13 protein-coding genes are annotated in these 16,679 nt (G+C 63.6%); 9 read left to right on the top strand and 4 right to left on the bottom strand.

Annotation, left to right across the window (positions count from 1 at the left end):
* From FSO04_RS19095 to FSO04_RS19130, 8 genes are all read left to right on the top strand, one after another.
* On the top strand, positions 1 to 1,056 hold the full coding sequence (locus FSO04_RS19095) for an amino acid--[acyl-carrier-protein] ligase (RefSeq protein ID WP_154561379.1): 1,056 nt from the start codon (positions 1 to 3) through the stop codon (positions 1,054 to 1,056).
* Positions 1,053 to 2,114, top strand: coding sequence for a DUF1839 family protein (locus FSO04_RS19100; protein ID WP_154561381.1), 1,062 nt, complete (start codon positions 1,053 to 1,055; stop codon positions 2,112 to 2,114). Before FSO04_RS19095 ends, FSO04_RS19100 begins: the two co-directional genes overlap by 4 nt.
* Positions 2,115 to 2,144: 30 nt before the next feature.
* A complete protein-coding gene (locus FSO04_RS19105) occupies positions 2,145 to 4,769 on the top strand; it encodes a glycosyl hydrolase 2 galactose-binding domain-containing protein (RefSeq protein ID WP_168435743.1) in 2,625 nt (874 codons plus the stop codon).
* Between the two features lie 629 nt (positions 4,770 to 5,398).
* Complete coding sequence (locus tag FSO04_RS19110; protein ID WP_154561383.1) at positions 5,399 to 6,133, top strand: Crp/Fnr family transcriptional regulator; 735 nt, start codon at positions 5,399 to 5,401, stop codon at positions 6,131 to 6,133.
* A 45-nt stretch (positions 6,134 to 6,178) separates the two neighbouring features.
* Complete coding sequence (locus FSO04_RS19115) at positions 6,179 to 7,564, top strand: undecaprenyl-phosphate glucose phosphotransferase (protein WP_154561385.1); 1,386 nt, start codon at positions 6,179 to 6,181, stop codon at positions 7,562 to 7,564.
* Between the two features lie 2 nt (positions 7,565 to 7,566).
* On the top strand, positions 7,567 to 8,520 hold the full coding sequence (locus tag FSO04_RS19120; RefSeq protein WP_154561387.1) for a glycosyltransferase family 2 protein: 954 nt from the start codon (positions 7,567 to 7,569) through the stop codon (positions 8,518 to 8,520).
* Between the two features lie 37 nt (positions 8,521 to 8,557).
* Complete coding sequence (locus FSO04_RS19125) at positions 8,558 to 9,751, top strand: polysaccharide biosynthesis/export family protein (RefSeq protein ID WP_154561389.1); 1,194 nt, start codon at positions 8,558 to 8,560, stop codon at positions 9,749 to 9,751.
* A gap of 25 nt (positions 9,752 to 9,776) precedes the next feature.
* A complete protein-coding gene (locus tag FSO04_RS19130) occupies positions 9,777 to 12,167 on the top strand; it encodes a polysaccharide biosynthesis tyrosine autokinase (protein ID WP_154561391.1) in 2,391 nt (796 codons plus the stop codon).
* Between the two features lie 94 nt (positions 12,168 to 12,261).
* Here the strand turns inward: FSO04_RS19130 and FSO04_RS19135 are convergent, their stop codons facing one another.
* The 3 genes from FSO04_RS19135 to FSO04_RS19145 form a co-directional block, all read right to left on the bottom strand.
* Positions 12,262 to 12,684 carry a helix-turn-helix domain-containing protein gene (locus FSO04_RS19135; RefSeq protein ID WP_154561393.1) on the bottom strand — a complete coding sequence of 141 codons (423 nt, stop codon included), beginning with the start codon at positions 12,682 to 12,684 and terminating at the stop codon, positions 12,262 to 12,264.
* On the bottom strand, positions 12,681 to 12,980 hold the full coding sequence (locus tag FSO04_RS19140) for a type II toxin-antitoxin system HigB family toxin (RefSeq protein ID WP_154561395.1): 300 nt from the start codon (positions 12,978 to 12,980) through the stop codon (positions 12,681 to 12,683). The genes FSO04_RS19135 and FSO04_RS19140 overlap by 4 nt, the downstream gene beginning before the upstream one ends.
* A 218-nt stretch (positions 12,981 to 13,198) precedes the next feature.
* Positions 13,199 to 14,416, bottom strand: a complete 1,218-nt coding sequence (locus tag FSO04_RS19145) for a glycosyltransferase family 4 protein (protein WP_154561397.1) — start codon at positions 14,414 to 14,416, stop codon at positions 13,199 to 13,201.
* A 176-nt stretch (positions 14,417 to 14,592) separates the two neighbouring features.
* On the opposite strand from FSO04_RS19145, the gene FSO04_RS19150 reads away from it, so the two are divergent.
* A complete protein-coding gene (locus FSO04_RS19150; protein WP_154561399.1) occupies positions 14,593 to 15,876 on the top strand; it encodes a glycosyltransferase family 4 protein in 1,284 nt (427 codons plus the stop codon).
* A gap of 77 nt (positions 15,877 to 15,953) precedes the next feature.
* Here FSO04_RS19150 and rpiA read toward each other — a convergent pair whose 3' ends face one another.
* A complete protein-coding gene (gene rpiA, locus FSO04_RS19155) occupies positions 15,954 to 16,649 on the bottom strand; it encodes a ribose-5-phosphate isomerase RpiA (protein WP_154561401.1) in 696 nt (231 codons plus the stop codon).
* Between the last annotated feature and the right edge of the window lie 30 nt (positions 16,650 to 16,679).

Raw genomic sequence — 16,679 nt, forward strand, 5'->3', positions numbered from 1 at the left:
ATGAACACGATGACCGATACCGCCGCGCTCGCCGCTGCCGCTCCGGAATCTTCGGCGCCGACTTTCCGCGACGAACTGCTGGCCACGGGCCTGCTGATCGATACCGGCGAAAACGGCCTGTACGGTCGCAGCCAGGTTTTCGAAGACGTGGTGGACCGTCTGAACGTGGCGATCACGCATCTCGGCGCGGACCAGCAGCCCGAAGTGCTGCGCTTTCCGCCCGCCATGCGCCGCACCGATTTCGAAGACAGCGAATATCTGAAGAGCTTTCCGAACCTCGCCGGCACGATCCACTCGTTCTGCGGCAACGACATGGGCCACCAGCGCCTGTTGCGCGCACTCGACGACGCGATGACCGAGCGCGACGATGAACGCAGCGAAGAATGGATGGCGCAGCAAAAACCGACCCGCGTGGTACTTACGCCGGCCGCCTGCTATCCGATCTATCCGGTGATGGCGCGGCGCGGCCCGCTGCCCGCAGACGGCCGCACCATCGACGTGCTGTCGTATTGCTTCCGCCACGAACCCTCGCTCGATCCGGGCCGCATGCAGATGTTCCGGCAGCGCGAATACGTGCGCCTCGGCAACGCCGAACAGGTAATGGCATTCCGGCAGATGTGGGTCGAACGCGGCTCGCTGCTGATTACGCTGCTGCAACTGCCGGTGGAAGTGGATCTCGCCAACGATCCGTTCTTCGGCCGCGGCGGCAAGATCGTCGCCGATAGCCAGCGTGCCCAGGCGCTCAAGTTCGAACTGCTGATTCCGGTGGCCGACCCGCGCGGCAAGACCGCGTGCCTCTCGTTCAACTATCACATGGACCACTTCGGCGCGATCTGGAAGATCGAGTGCGAAGACGGCGCGGTGGCGCACACGGGCTGCGTCGGCTTCGGCATGGAACGCATCACGCTGGCGCTATTCCGTCATCATGGGCTCGACGTCAACGCGTGGCCCGACGACGTGCGCGCGCTGCTGTGGGGCGACACCGAGGCACGCGTGGCGCAGGGCATGCAGTCGGCGTCCACGGTAGCTGAACAGGGTGCCGGAGATAGCGCATGAATCCATCCCTGATCCCCGTGCCGAAGGGCGTGCCGTCCGCCTTTGCGTTGCCCCGCCGGCTCGACCTGCCGGCTCAGGGCGGCGCGGCCGCGCCTGCCACGCCGTTGCGCCAGCACGCACCGCACGCGCTGCATCAAGGCGAGCGCGTCTGGCAGGAGACCAACTGCTACGTCGACCTGTGGATCGAACTGCTGCATGGCTTCGGGCTCGATCCGCGCGCGGCGTTCGGCTTTACCGTCACGCAGGACTTCGAAGGCGATCAGTTCACCTTCTTCAAATTTCCACTCGAAGACCTCGAGCGGCTGTACGGCACTCAGGTGCAGGAACTGGCGATCTACGACTCGCTCGAAGCCCGCGTGCTCGCGCAGACCTTGCGCGGCCATACCGTGCTGGTGGAAGTGGACGGCTATTACCTGCCGAATACGCGCGCCACGTCATATCGGCGCGAGCATCCGAAAACCACGGTGGGGATCGACTTTATCGATCCCCCGGCACACCGTCTCGGCTATTTCCACAACACCGGCTATCACCTGCTCGACGGCGAAGACTACGACGGCGTGTTCCGCAAGCTGCCGCAATTCGCGCAGCAGCCCGATCTGTTGTTTCCGTATGTTGAATTCGCCAAGCAGGCGCGGCCCGCGCTGGAAGGCACCGCGCTCGCCGAAGCCTCGGCGGAATTGTTGTGCGCGCATCTGAACCGGCGGCCGCTGACTAACCCCATCTCGCAGTGGCGCGCCGCGTTTCCCGCGCATCTCGATACGCTGCTCGAACGCGGCGAGGCGTTCTTCCACCCCTACTCGTTCAACCTGATGCGGCAGCTCGGCGCGAACTTCGAATTTCTCTCGAAGTATCTGTTGTGGCTCTCCGCGCAAGGCTTCGACATGCCGGCGGCGATCCCGGAGGCGGCGCAGCGTATCGCGTCGGAGTCGATGGTGATGCAGTTCAGGCTCGTGCGAGCGATCACGCGCGGACGCCGCGATTCGTGTGAAGACTGCTTCGACGTGCTCGAAAGCGCCTATGAAAAGACGCTGCCGCCACTCGCCGCGCTTGTGCTGTAACGAGCTCGTTTCGAGCTTCAGGAAATCGCCGTGGATGTGCTGACGAATGACCGGGTACCGGATGCAGGCGGCTCGCTTCCGGTGACCTTTGCCAAAACGCCGGAGGCGGCCGAAGTTGATGACGCTGTCGGCGCTATCACGGCGGTTGCCTCACCCCATGACCTCTGGCCGCAGCCACTCGACACAGGCTGGCAGTGCGTCAGCACGCCGGCCGGCGCATGCGCCTCCCCCGCCGACTTGCCCGCGCAGGGCTGGCTCGCCGCGCAAGTACCCGGTACGGTGGCAAGCGCGCGCCGTGCTGCGGGCCTGCTGGACGCCGCGAATCCGCCGCCGCTTGCCTTCGACGATCACTGGTACCGGCTCACGCTGACGGGCACAGGCAAACGCCGCCTGCGCCTGCACGGCCTCGCCACGCTCGCCGAAGTCTGGCTCGACGGCATCAGGCTTATCGAGTCGGATTCGATGTTCGTCGCGCACGATCTCGACATCGAACTGCACGGCAGTGCGACACTCGCGCTGTGCTTTCGCTCGCTGACCCCGGCGCTGGCGGCCAAACGCTCACGTGCCCGCTGGCGGCCACGGCTCGTCACGCCACCCACCTTGCGCAACGTGCGCACCACCCTGCTCGGCCATATGCCGGGATGGTGTCCATCGGTGCAGGCAGTTGGCCCATGGCGGCCGATTGAAATGTTGAGCGACGCGCCGCACGCATTCGACACGATTGATCTGACAAACCGCCTCGAAGACGACGACGGCGTTGTTTCGCTTACGCTACATTTCGTGCATCCGCATGACGTCGACACGTGCACCGCAACGTTAAATTGCGGCGGTTGTGTTTCGTCTTTGCAATGGAACGATGCCTATACACTGACCGGAAGCGTGCGTGTGCCGCATGTCGAACGCTGGTGGCCCCACACGCACGGCGAGCCAACTCTATATCCTCTGACGTTGCAGCTTGATGACGAACACGCGATATCCCAGTCATTGGGATTCATCGGCTTTCGCAGCATCGAAGTGGATCGCGGCGCGGACGGTACGGGCTTCGCATTGCGCGTAAATGACACACCGGTGTTCTGCCGTGGCGCCTGCTGGACCAGCGCGGATCTCGTCACGCTGACCGGCACCGAGGCGCAACTGCGCCACACTTTCGCGCTCGCCCGCGATGCCGGCATGAACATGCTGCGGGTAGGCGGCACGATGGTGTACGAGTCCGACGCGTTCTACGCACTGGCTGACGAATACGGCCTCCTCGTCTGGCAAGACTTCGCGCTGGCGAATTTCGACTACCCGACCGATGCCGCCTTCGGTGCTTCCATCGAGCGCGAAGCGACGCAATTTCTGACCCGCACAAGGCGCTTCGCATCGCTCGCGGTGTTGTGCGGCGGCAGCGAAGTCGACCAGCAGGCGGCCATGTTCGGCCTGCCCGCTTCAATGCGCGCGCAACCACTTTTTACCGAACAGCTACCCGCCATCGCCGCGCGCGAGCGCGCAGACGTACCGTATGTGAGCAACTCGCCCTCGGGCGGCGCGTGGCCGTTTTCGACTAACGAGGGCATCACGCATTACTACGGAGTCGGCGCCTATCAACGCCCACTCGACGACGTGCGCCGCGCGCAGGTCCGTTTCGCCGCCGAATGCCTCGCCTTCGCCAACGTGCCGGACGACGCCACCTTGCACGACGCGCTGGGCACGATTCATCTGCACGATCCGCGCTGGAAAAGAGCCGTGCCGCGCGACCCCGGCGCCGGCTGGGACTTCGACGACGTGCGCGACCACTATCTTCAGACGCTCTACGGCATCGAGCCGGCACAGTTGCGGTACGAAGACCCTGAGCGCTACCTGGATCTGTCGCGCGCGGTGGTCGCCGACCTGATGGGCGACGTATTCGCCGAATGGCGGCGCGCCGGCTCGGCGTGCGGCGGCGCGCTGGTCTGGCAGCTTCAGGATCTGCAGCCGGGCGCAGGCTGGGGCTTGATCGACGCCACAGGACGGCCTAAAAGCGCCCTGCACGGCCTCGCGCGGACGCTGCAACCCATCCAGGTGGTCATGATCGACGAAGGCCTCAACGGCCTCGATATCCATCTGCTGAACGAACGTGCCGAGCCGTTGCACGCTCAACTTGAGCTGGTCTGCCTGCGCGACGGCAGCGTCAAGGTCGCGTCGGCCAGCCGCGCGGTCGAACTGGCGCCGCACAGCGCGCAGCGTATCGGCGCGGCCGGGCACCTCGGCCAGTTCTTCGATTTCACGCACGCATACCGCTTCGGGCCGCGCGCCCACGACGTCACGATTGCAACACTGCGCGATCCGGCGAGCGGCAAGATCGTGTCAGAAGCGGTTCATCTGCCAGAGCGGCGCGCCCGCGAACGACACGACCTCGGTCTGACGGTCCGCGCCGAGCGTACCGCCGACGGCTGGCAGTTGATTATCGAAGCGAAGCGCTTTGCACGCTTCGTTCATATCATTGACACGCATTACCGCGCCGCGCACGACTGGTTCCATCTGCCGCCGAACCGCCCCTGCGCCGTACCGCTCATCCCCGTTGAGAAACTCGTTGCGCACGCATCTAACGCGGCGTTTAAAGCTGATGCAACATGCGGGGTGCCCGCCGGCGAAGTCCGCGCGATCAATGCGATATCCGCCATCATCTACGGATGAATGTCGCCCCTGACCTAGCTATCCCTTCGCAAGGCGCGCAAAACCTCGCGCTGCGCGAATCCAGCTGTCTGGTCTGCGGAGTCACTGTTGGTTTTTTCGCGACTTTCCGGTCTTCAAAAAAGGCGTTGCGTACGCCACCGTACGCAACGCATGGAACACATATGAATCAAATCCGGCACAACCCGGACGGCCCCCGATAACGCACACGCAAAGGCTGGTTCATCCGTGAGACAGCCCCCGCAAAGGGACGCTCATCAGCCGCTAACCCAATCCGAACAAGGACTTGACTCGAATAAAAATACCCCTCACCGGGGGCGCGCGTTAAGCAGGCGTTGTACAGAATTGAAACAAAAAGCCACTTTTGGCTTCCCGCGCTGCTCGGGCTTTGTTCGCTGCGCCGCACCAGCACTCGTTTTCCCCAGGGTTGGCACGCTCCTCGCTAAAGAAAGAGCGCAACACCGCGACGCCGCGACGAGATCTACAAGAACGGCGGTGGCGCACCAGGCCAATACGGGGCCGTTCCTGTTCATCCTCGCTGCTCGCCAGGTAGCACGTCGTTCATTCAAGGATGCAGGCATCGGATCAAAAACACGAGGTTGCGCTGTGCGCCGCTTCAGCAAGGACCGATCATGTTGACACTTCAATCAGATCTGCACGGCAACCATTTGCTCGGCGCATTGCCGTCCCACGAATGGCAAGCACTTGCCCCTCATCTCGAACTCGTTCATCTGCGCACCGAGCAACTGCTGTGCGACTCAGGTCAACGGATCCATCACGTCTACTTCCCGACCACCGCGATCATCTCGATGCTTTCGACGATGGAAGACGGCAGCTCGGTCGAAATCGCCGCGGTCGGCCGCGAAGGCATGACCGGCGTGCCGGTGCTCACGGGCGGCGAAACCATGCCGAACCGCGTGCAGGTGCAATGCGCCGGCTTCGCCTACCGGATGAACGCACAGGCGCTCAAGCAGCAATTCGCACGCTCAGACTTCCTGCGCCGCCTGATGCTGCTTTACATGCACGCCCTGCTCACGCAGGTCGCGCAGACCGCCGCCTGCAATCGCCACCACGCGTTGAACAAGCAACTGTGCCGCTGGCTGCTGATTGAAGTGGACCGCGTGGCGTCGAACGATCTGACGGTCACCCAGCAACTGATCGCCGACATGCTCGGCGTGCGCCGCGAAGGCATCACCGAAGCGGCCGGCAAGTTGCACGACGAAGGCCTGATTCATCACAGCCGCGGCCACATCAAGATACTCGATCGCAAGGGTCTCGAAGCGCGCGCCTGCGAATGCTACGGCCTCGTCAAGCGGGAATTCGACCGCCTGCTGCCGCGTCTTCGCCAGGCCGAGACCGTCGAATAAGCAGTCAACTCAAGGCTGCATCGTTCGATTACAGGGTAGATCATTATGTTCAGGAATACTGCGCGATGTCTCGACGCACTCTTTGTGATTGCGGGCGGGCTGCTCGCTCACGGGATGCGCTTTTCGACGCCGATTGCGTTGTCGGACACCGAGCGCCTCCTGATCGCCTTTAACTGCGTGCTCGTGCTGTTGATGTTTCCCGGCTTCGGCGTCTATGAAACGTGGCGTGGCAAGGCACTGCCCTCCATGCTGCTGAGAGTCGCCGCCGCATGGCTGGTGGTGGTCGCCACCGCCCTTGTTCTGGCGTTCACACTGCACCGCATGGATGCGCTTTCGCGCCTGTGGTTCGGTTACTCGACGCTGATCTCCGGCGCGCTGATCATCGCCACCAAGTGCCTCGTGCATGTGGCCTTGCGCAGCGTGCGCCGGCGCGGCATGAATTTCCGCACGGTCGCGATCGTCGGCGCGCCCGGCTTCTCGCGCACCTTGCTCGCGCATCTCGACCATGCTCCGCAAGCCGGCTTCAAGCCGGTCTGCGTCTTCGACACCAGCATCGAAGCGGCCGGCACCTATGGCGCGCGGCTCAGCCGCCTGCCGGTGCTGACCGATCTGAATGCGTTCGCCGCCAAGGTGCGCGACGAACACGTGAACGAAGTGTGGCTCGCGTTGCCGCTTTCGGAAGAACATACGATCTATCGCTTCACGCGCCTCTTTAGGCATGACTTCGTGAATCTGCGCTTCATACCCGACGTGCGCAGCCTCTCGCTGTTCAACCACGCGCTGGTCGACGTCGTCGGTTTACCGACGCTCAATCTGAGCGCCACGCCCATCCCGTCGCCGCAGATGTGGCCCAAGCTGATCTTCGACCGCCTGTTCGCGGCGGCCGCGCTGCTCGCGCTCGCGCCCGTGCTTATCGCGCTCGCGATCGGCATCAAGCTGAGCTCGCCCGGGCCGGTGTTTTTCCGCCAGACCCGCAAAGGCGTGGACGGCCAGCCGTTCGCGATCTACAAGTTCCGTTCGATGACCGTGCACCACGAAGCGCACGGCCAGGTCACGCAGGCCGCGCGCAACGACGCGCGCATCACGAAACTCGGCGGCTTCATGCGCCGCACCAGTCTCGACGAACTGCCGCAATTCCTGAACGTGCTGCTCGGCCAGATGTCGGTGGTCGGTCCGCGTCCGCATGCGGTCGAGCACGACGATCTCTACAAGGATCAGGTGTACGGCTATATGAACCGCTACCGGATCAAGCCGGGCATCACCGGCTGGGCGCAGGTGAACGGGTATCGCGGCGCCACCACCAAGGTCGAAAAGATGGAAACGCGCGTCAAATTCGATCTCTTCTACATCCACAACTGGTCGTTCTGGTTCGACATGAAGATCGTGTTCATCACGATTTTCAAGGGGTTCGTCGGCCGCAACGCATTCTGATCATGCCACTCCGGAAACCGTCCCTGAAAGTCTCCGTGATCGTGCCGACGTACCGGCGCACCGCCGATCTCGCGCGCTGCCTCGCGGCGCTCGATGCACAGGAGCGCCGCGCCGACGAAGTGATCGTGATCGCACGCCACGACGATTACGCGACGCTCGACTGGCTGCGCACGCGCGAAGCGAACCGGCCCGACCCGCGCCGCTGGATCGTGCTCGTGCACAAGCCGGGCGTGGTCGCCGCCTACAACCTCGGTATCGACAGCGCCAGTGGCGACGTGCTTTGCTTCACCGACGACGATGCCGCGCCGCATTCCGACTGGATCACGCGGATCGTCCGCGCGTTCGAAAGCGATCCGGCACTCGGCGGCCTCGGCGGACGCGACATCGTGCATGAACGCAATGGCATTCTGCAGGGGCAGAAGCTGCGCGTGGGCATCGTGCGCTGGTATGGCCGGACCATCGGCAATCACCATATCGGCCACGGCGCGGCACGCGAAGTCCAGGTGCTCAAGGGCGTCAACATGGCGTTTCGCCGCGAGGCGATCGGCACGCTGCGCTTCGACGCCCGCTTGCGCGGCACCGGCGCGCAGGTTCACTGCGAGATGGCCTTCAGTCTGGACGTAGAGCGGCGCGGCTGGACCCTGATTTACGACCCGACGCTGCTGGTGGAGCACTTCCCGGCCCAGCGCAGCGACGAAGACCAGCGCTTCACATTTAACGACGCCGCTTTCTATAACGCGTCATTCAATCTCCGACTCATCATGTGCGAATACCTGACGCCTCCCGGCCGATGGGCGTTCGTCGTTTACTCGACGCTGATCGGCGATCGCGCGGACCCGGGGTTCCTGCGCGCATTGTCGTTGGCATTCGAGCGCGGCGGCGTGGCACTCGCGCTTCGCAAATGGAGAGTTGGTTTACGCGCAATGCGCGGGGCATGGCAGGAGGCGGCGCGCTGACCGAACAGTGCGCGGCTTCACGCGAGGGACCACTAAAATGACTATCAGAACGATTGCCGCAGGGCTCGCGGCCACATCTCTATGCGCCTGTGCACTGGCGCCAGGACCCTATCTGGACACCAACCGGCTGGAGCCGCCCGCTCCGCCGGAGCAGACCGCCGAGAAGTTTCCGGTGCACACGATCGACGTCGGCTATTTTCGCCAGCAACGCGCAGCCGCGGTACCGGCCGCCTGCCCGTTGTCGTGCCTGACGCCGCAGACGCGCGGTGCTTACGACTACCGGCTCGGCATCGGCGACCAGTTGAGCATCATCGTCTGGGATCACCCGGAACTGACCGGCGGCACACTTGGCGGCGTGCCGCCGCTGCCGGGCGTCGGCAACGGCGCAACACCAACGCCCGGACCTACGCAGACGCAAGGCGCGACACCGATCGCGCCGACGCTGACAGGCGGCGGCGAAGGCGGACTGACCGTGCGCGTCGCCAACAACGGCACGATCTTTTTCCCGCGCGTGGGCCGCGTCAAGGTGCTCGGCATGACCGCGCAGCAGGTTCAGGAATCGCTGACGAGGGGTCTCGCGAAGACGATTCGTAATCCTCAGCTCGATGTGCGCGTGTCGGGTTTCAACAGTCAGTCGGTGCAGGTGACCGGCAATCTGCGCACGCCCGCCTCCGAAGCGATCACCGATACGCCGCTGACCGTTCTCGACGCGATCAATCGCGCAGGCGGCGCATTGCCCGACGCGGATCTGCAGAACGTGGGCGTGACCCGCAGCGGCAAGCGCTATACGGTCGACGTCGCCTCGCTGCTCGAAACCGGCGATCCGCAACAGAACGTGCTGCTGAAGGACGGCGACATCATCGACGTGCCGGACCGCTCGAACAGCCGCGTCTTCGTGCTCGGCGAAGTGAACAAGCCGACTTCGCTGCCGATGAACCGCGGCCGCCTGACGCTCGCCGATGCGCTGACCGGCGCCGGCAGCCTCGACGTCAAGACCGGCGACCCGCGCTTCGTCTACGTGCTGCGCGGCGCCGACAAGACGCTCACGCCCGACGTCTATCAGCTCGACATGACCCAGGTCGACGCGTTGATGCTGATGACCAAGTTCGAACTCCAGCCGAAAGATGTGGTGTACGTGCAGGTCTCGAGCGCAGCACGCTTTAACCGCGCACTCGAACAGATCACGCCGACTCTGCAGTCCATCTTCTACACGGTGCAGTTGGGCCGGTGAACAACGCTCGCAACGGAGTATTCCTATGAGTACGTACGACATGCTGGATCACGGACCGGCGCCCAACAGCGACGAAGATGCGGTGATGCGCGACTTGCTGCGCATGATCATGGATCAGATCTGGTGGGTGCTCGCCATTGCCGGTTGCGTGATACTCGCCGCGGTGATCTATACGAAGCTCGCCACGCCGATCTACTCCGCCGACGCCCTGCTTCAGGTCGACACGCAGACCGGCAACAACGGTTCGCAGAGTCAGAACACGCCGTCACTCGTGCCTTCGGTGGCCCCGATGCGCACCGAAGCGGAAATCGAAATCATCAAGAGCCGCGCGGTGGTCGAGCCGGTGGTCGAGCAGTTCAAACTGAACTTCAGCACGGCGGCGAAGACCATGCCGGTGCTCGGCAAGATTTCGTCGTGGTTCGCGCATCCGGGCCGCCCGCTCGGCGCGGCCTTCGGAATGGACTCGTATGCGTGGGGCGGCGAGCAATTCGAAGTCGGGTCGATCACGGTGCCGAAATCGCTGGAAGGCGCGCGCCTGACACTGCACGTGCTCGATTACGGCCGCTATGAGCTGACGGACTCGTTCGGGCAGCAGATCCTCACCGGGGTGGCGGGTCAGGAAGCAAGCGGCAACGACGTCACACTGTTCGTCAAGACGCTGGTGGCCCGTCCCGGCACCGAGTTCTACGTGACGCGTTTCAATCAACTGGACGCGGTCGCCGCCCTGTCGTCCGGATTGCAGGTCGCCGAAAAAGGCCGTGACACCGGTGTCGTGCAACTGTCGTACATGGGCACCGATCCGCACGCGATCACCGCGATCACCAATGCGGTGGCGGCGTCGTATCTGGCGCAACGCACAGAACGCGCGCAGGAAGAAGCGAGCCACATGCTGAGCTTCCTGAACAGTGAATTGCCGCGTCTGCGCGCCGAGGTGAAAAAGACCGAGACCGCGTTGTCGGAGTACCAGTCGAAAGCCGGATCGTTCCAGCCGACCCAGGAGGCCGGCGTCTACCTCGCCGGTGGTCTGGACTACGAAAAGCAGATTGCGACGCTGCGCATCCAGCGCGCGCAACTGCTGCAGCGCTTCACGGAAGAAAGCCCGGAGGTGCAACAGGTGGACGCGCAACTGGCGGCGATGTCGCGCGAAAAAGCCCGTTTCGAGGATCACTTCAGCACGCTGCCGAGCTCCGAACGCAACGCCCTCTCCTTGCAGCGCGATGCGAAGGTTGCCGAGGAAATTTATGTGGCGCTGCTGAATAAAACCCAGGAGCTGTCGATTTCGCGTGCCGGCACGATCGGCAACGTGCATATCATCGACGCCGCCTTGCTGCCGTCCCAGCCGGTGCGGCCCAAATCGGCGCTGATCATTTCGGCGGGCACGCTGCTCGGCATCATCGGCGGGATTCTGTTCGCGTTTTGCCGGCACACGTTCTTTACCGGCGTGGCCGATCCTGAGTTCGTCGAGCGGCGCTTCCAGTTGCCGATCTTCGGCTCGATCGCCTTCAGCCCGGAACAGGCGCGCAGCGACCGGCAGTTGAGCGCCATGCGCGCCGCAGCGCTGCACGGCCCCAGGTCGACACCGACCGAAGTGTCCGCGGGATCGTCGGGCGTCATGCGAGCGCTTCGGCCTGGTTCGGCGGCGGCCCGCCAGGGGCAGGTGCCCGTCGGTACGCAAACCGTCATTGCGTCGGGCAAAACGCCGATGCGGCCGCTGCTGGTGAAGACCCATCCGTACGACACCACGGTGGAAGGCCTGCGTGGGCTGCGCGCCACGCTGCAATTCGGCCTGGTCGATGCGCCCAACCGCATCGTAGCGATCACGAGTCCGGCGCCTTCGGACGGCAAAAGCTTTCTGTGCGCGAACCTCGCTGCATTGATCGCGGAATCGGGCAAGCGCGTGCTGCTGATCGATGCCGATCTGCGGCGCGGCCGTCTCGCGCAGTATCTCGGCCGCTCGCCGAATGGTGGCTTGACCGAACTGCTGACGGGTCAGGTCGATCTCGAAGTCGCGGCTCGCGCCACGGGCGTGGATGGCCTGCACTTCATCGCGGCGGGCGCGTATCCGCCGAATCCGTCCGAGATTCTGACGTCGTCGCGCTTCGGTGAAATCCTCGCGCGCTTCGAGCAGGAGTTCGATCTGGTGATCGTCGATACGCCACCGCTGCTGGCGGTGGCCGATGCGGCGGTGATTGCGCATATCGCCGGTTCGACGGTGCTGGTCATGCGCTCCGGTGCTCACACAGAGGGCCACGTGGCCGACGCGCTGAAGAAACTGCGGCGCGCGCGGGCCCGGGTGGTGGGAGGCGTGATGAATGCGGTGCCGCTCAAGAGCCACAACAAGAACGGCACGTACGACTATGCCTACGCGTACACCTACTCCGCCGGCGATCCGCTCGATACGCACGGATCACGATAGATCGGGTTAAAAGCAGTAAAGCGAAAGGGCTGCGCCGGATCGAGGCGCAGCCCTTTTTTATTGGCGCACAACTGGCGCTGTGCGCCGCGTTCGTTTACAGAAACGCGCTGACGTCGGTATGAAAACGCGCGGCCAGTGCCTTCGCCACCTTTTTGCTGATGGCGCGCCGGCCCGCGAGAATATCGCTCACCACGGTGGGCGATGCGATACCGATCAGGTCCTTCTGCTTGAGCCCGTGCGTTTCCAGCAGATGCCGCAACACCTCACGCGGCTCCGCTTTCGGGATCGTCACGTTGTTCACTTCCCAGCTTTCGATCAGGTCGGTGACGATCGCGAACAGATCGGCCAGCGGATCCTTCTCGTTACCGTTCAGATGATCGGCGAGCGCGTTGGCGAGCCGCACCATCTTCTGATAGTCCTGCTCATTACGAATGGGTGTGATCGGCAACTGGGTTTGCAGGGCAGCCCAGGTTTGAGCGATGTCGGGAAAGGCTCCCGGAAGGCGATCGGCATTCATAAGTTTAGATTCTTCCTCGTCCAAAGGTCGTATTCCGTATGCGTCAATACGTGACGAACGAACAACGACTGCCTGTTGTAGGGAATCGCCGCGATGATCCGGAACCGGTTGCCGCCTACATCGAAAACGGTGTATTGCGGCGGTACGTAGTCCACGCCCGCGAACGTCTGCTCCAGGTCGTTATAGCCATACGCGAGGCAAGCCTGCGCCAGTGAGTACCACGTCAACAGCGCACTGCGCGCCTCCGGATGCCTCTTTATGAAGTCCAGCAACGCTTTCTTTGAAATGACCCGCATCGTATTTCCTCGCATGCACACGCGCACTGGACAAGCACGCTCTACCTGCGAGGCTAAGGGACGGGTTCGACACCGATAGTCAGCCGGGCGGCATAGGCCGAACAGCCCACTATGGCTTACTGCGGTACGACGAAGTCATTTTATTCGCATATAGCGAAGTTCGCAATATGCGAATAAAGAGATAATCTGTCGCGCTTCATGGTCTGCACGCGAGCGCGTCAACGTCCCCAACTGCCTCCTTGCGCGCGTTCGCCGGGCCACCCGAGATCCCCGGTGGCCAGATCGGGTTCGACGCGCTCTGCTGCCGCGACCCGCAGACGCCAGCCCGATGCCGCGATCGTGCGCGTCACCTCAGCCATGAAGGCGCGCCGGAAAACCGCCGCGGAAAAACGTTCCGCATTCGCGCGGCATGCCGCCGGTGTGATCTGTTCACTCTGCCGCTCGAAGCGGTCGATCGCGTCGAGCATCGACACGACCGTTTGGCGTGCGAAATACACGCCGGTAGGACGTGCCTCGCCGATCGGCACCACTGTTTCGAGCGCCCCACCCTTGCCGAACGCAATGACCGGTGTGCCGCACGCCTGTGCTTCGAGCGCGACGATGCCGAAGTCTTCCTCGGCGGCGAACACGAAGGCGCGCGCGCGTTGCAGATGATCCTTGAGAACCTTGAACGGCTGATAGCCGAGGATCGTCACATTCGGACCGGCCTTGGCGCGAATCGCCGCCATCTCCGGTCCGTCGCCGATCACGATCAGCTTGCGGTGCGGCGTCGCGTTGAAGGTTTCGACGATCAGTTCAATGCGCTTGTAAGGCACCATCCGCGAGGCGGTCAGATAGAAGTCTTCCTTGTGCGTGCACAGTTCGAACTTGTGCACGTCGACGGGCGGCGGAATCACTGCGGCATCGCGCCGGTAAGTTTTCATCACGCGCCGCGCGACGAATTGCGAATTCGCGATCAGACGATCGACGCTGTTCGCCGAGTGCGAATCCCAGCCGCGCAGATAATGAAGCAACGCACGCACGAGCCATGACTTCGGCCCGCGCGTCAGATTCGCTTCGCGCAAATACTGGTGCTGCAGGTCCCACGCGTAGCGCATCGGCGAATGCACGTAGCTCACGTGCGTCTGATCCGGGCCGACCAGCACACCCTTGGCGACCGCATAAGAACTCGTGATGATGAGGTCGTAACCCGAGAGATCGAACTGCTCGATCGCGAGCGGCATCAGCGGCAAATACGCGCGATAGTGGCGCCGCGCAAACGGCAGGCCCTGGATGAACGACGTGGTGACAGGTTTGCCGCCTACCGGCCTGCGGTCTTCGAGGAAATCGACGAGGCTGAAGAGATCGGCATCGGGAAAACACTCGATGATCTGTTCGAGCACTTTCTCGGCTCCGCCAGGTGCGACGAGCCAGTCGTGCACGATCGCCACTTTCATGATCTCCCCGCCTATTGATTAACGACCCATGGCCATAGCAACGAGTGTAAGTGCCGCATCATTTGCCGTGCGTGCGTATGCCCACATTCGACGCGCGACAGTCCGCGAATAATGAAGACTCGCTATTCGCTTCTTGCGAATGGCGAGTCCAATCACTTCGCCCGACTTTGCACTTTATGCGCCCGACGATCGACGCTACGCCCCTCGCTCATTCCTTGCCGCTGGTTCAGCCGGCCCTGATCGATCCATCTGCCGCGCCCGCATCATCGGCATCGGCTGCAAGCTCGGCAACGCTCTCGCCGACCATCCCGAGCGTGCTATTCGTCGACCAGAGCGGCCAACTCGGCGGCGCTGAATTCGCGCTCTTGCAACTGGCCGGCAGTTGCATTGCGCGCAGCGAAGTCGTGCTGCTCTCCGACGGTCCATTTCGCGCGCGGCTCGAAACACTCGGCGCACGCGTGCAAGTGTTAAACGACGCGCGCGTATCGGGCATCGTTCGGCAAGCGTCGGGGTCGAACTGCCTGCGCGTTGTGCCCGGCATCCTGCGCCAGGTCCGCGCAATCGCGGCGCGCGCGCGAAAATTCGACGTGCTGTTTCTCAACACACAAAAGGCACTCGTGCTCGGCGCGCTCGGCAAACCGCTGCATCGCAAACCAGTGATCTGGTATCAGCACGACATCCTCACGCGCGAGCATTTCGGACGCGTGCAGTTAAGCGTCATCAAGTGGCTGGTGCGCCTCGCAGTTGACCACGTGGTTGCGAATTCGCAGGCATCGAAGCGCTCGCTGATCGCGCTGACGGGCATCGCGGCCGACTCGGTGCCGGTCATCTACAACGGGGTCGACGCCGACGCGTTCAAACGCATCGACGACAGCGACATAGCCACACTGCGCCGGCGACTGGGTTTGCCCGAGCATGCGTGGCTTGCTGGTTTGTTCGGCCGTCTCGCGCCGTGGAAAGGTCAGCACATTGCGCTCGAAGCAATGGCGCGACTGCCCGGCGTGCACCTGGTGCTGGTCGGTGCACCGCTATTCGGCGAGGACGCGTACGCGCAACGGCTGCATGAGCAGGCCGAGGCATTGGGCGTCGCGGATCGCGTGCGTTTCGCGGGCTTTCAGGACGACGTGCCCGTGTGGATGAAAGCGATGGATGTGATCTTGCACACCTCGACCGAGCCGGAGCCGTTCGGGCGGGTGATCGTCGAAGGCATGGCGGCTGCGCGCCCGGTGATCGCAGCGGCCGCGGGCGGCGTGACCGAGATCGTGCGGCATCGGCGCAATGGCTGGCTCGTGAAACCGGGGGATGTGGCCGCGCTGGCCGATGCGATCGGCGCATTGCGCGACGATCCGGCGCTGGCGCAGCGCCTCGCGAATCAGGCGCTCGCCGATGCGCAAACCGAGTTTTCAGTGGATCAGTATTTGCAGCGAATGATGCAGGCGATTGGGCGCGCCGCGCGCTGATGCTGGTCGGAGCCTCGCCAATGCAGCAGAGCGAGCCCGCTAAAGCAGGCTCGCTCGCGGCCGCAAAAGCGCGGTGATCAGCTCTTGCTGTATTCGATCGTCTCGACGCCCGTATCCGTGCCGAGCATGCACAGATTCGCGCCGCGGCCCGCGAACAGGCCTACCGTCACCACGCCCGGCCATGCATTGATGTGCATTTCCAGCGCGCGCGGGTCGCTGATGCGCAGACCCTTGACGTCGATGATCTCGTTGCCGTTATCGGTAATGAACGGCACACCTTCCCTGGTCACGCGCACCACCGGCACGCCGCCGAGCGCTGTCACGCGACGGCCGATCGCCGTACGCGCCATCGGCACGACTTCGATCGGCAGCGGGAAGTTGCCGAGCGTGTCGACCAGCTTGCTCGCATCGGCGATGCAGACGAATACGTCCGACACCGACGCGACGATTTTCTCGCGCGTCAGCGCGCCGCCGCCGCCCTTGATCATCGCGCCGCTGTGGTCGATCTCGTCGGCGCCGTCCACGTACACCGGCAGCGAATCGATTTCGTTCAGGTCGAGCACTTTGAAACCGTGCGATTGCAGACGCGCGGTGGTGGCGAGCGAACTCGACACGGCGCCGCGATAACGGGTCTTGCTGGCGGCCAGCGCGTCGATGAAACAGTTCGCGGTGGAGCCGGTGCCGACGCCGATCACGGAGCCTTCCGGCACGTTGGCGTTCACATAGTCGGCGGCGGCCTGGCCGACCAGTTGCTTGAGTTCGTCTTGGGTCATGGGGAATGCAGGCGAGCAGTAAAAACGATG

It is taken from the genome of Paraburkholderia madseniana, assembly GCF_009690905.1.
In the GTDB taxonomy this organism is placed as follows: domain Bacteria; phylum Pseudomonadota; class Gammaproteobacteria; order Burkholderiales; family Burkholderiaceae; genus Paraburkholderia; species Paraburkholderia madseniana.

What these genes read in the sequence shown, in the direction of transcription:
- FSO04_RS19130 (WP_154561391.1), top strand. Translation starts at nt 9,777, where the DNA reads ATGAGTACGTACGACATGCTGGATCACGGACCGGCGCCCAACAGCGAC.
- FSO04_RS19100 (WP_154561381.1), top strand. Translation starts at nt 1,053, where the DNA reads ATGAATCCATCCCTGATCCCCGTGCCGAAGGGCGTGCCGTCCGCCTTT.
- rpiA (WP_154561401.1), bottom strand. Translation starts at nt 16,649, where the DNA reads ATGACCCAAGACGAACTCAAGCAACTGGTCGGCCAGGCCGCCGCCGAC.
- FSO04_RS19125 (WP_154561389.1), top strand. Translation starts at nt 8,558, where the DNA reads ATGACTATCAGAACGATTGCCGCAGGGCTCGCGGCCACATCTCTATGC.
- FSO04_RS19120 (WP_154561387.1), top strand. Translation starts at nt 7,567, where the DNA reads ATGCCACTCCGGAAACCGTCCCTGAAAGTCTCCGTGATCGTGCCGACG.
- FSO04_RS19140 (WP_154561395.1), bottom strand. Translation starts at nt 12,980, where the DNA reads ATGCGGGTCATTTCAAAGAAAGCGTTGCTGGACTTCATAAAGAGGCAT.
- FSO04_RS19095 (WP_154561379.1), top strand. Translation starts at nt 1, where the DNA reads ATGAACACGATGACCGATACCGCCGCGCTCGCCGCTGCCGCTCCGGAA.
- FSO04_RS19145 (WP_154561397.1), bottom strand. Translation starts at nt 14,416, where the DNA reads ATGAAAGTGGCGATCGTGCACGACTGGCTCGTCGCACCTGGCGGAGCC.
- FSO04_RS19150 (WP_154561399.1), top strand. Translation starts at nt 14,593, where the DNA reads ATGCGCCCGACGATCGACGCTACGCCCCTCGCTCATTCCTTGCCGCTG.
- FSO04_RS19110 (WP_154561383.1), top strand. Translation starts at nt 5,399, where the DNA reads ATGTTGACACTTCAATCAGATCTGCACGGCAACCATTTGCTCGGCGCA.
- FSO04_RS19115 (WP_154561385.1), top strand. Translation starts at nt 6,179, where the DNA reads ATGTTCAGGAATACTGCGCGATGTCTCGACGCACTCTTTGTGATTGCG.
- FSO04_RS19135 (WP_154561393.1), bottom strand. Translation starts at nt 12,684, where the DNA reads ATGAATGCCGATCGCCTTCCGGGAGCCTTTCCCGACATCGCTCAAACC.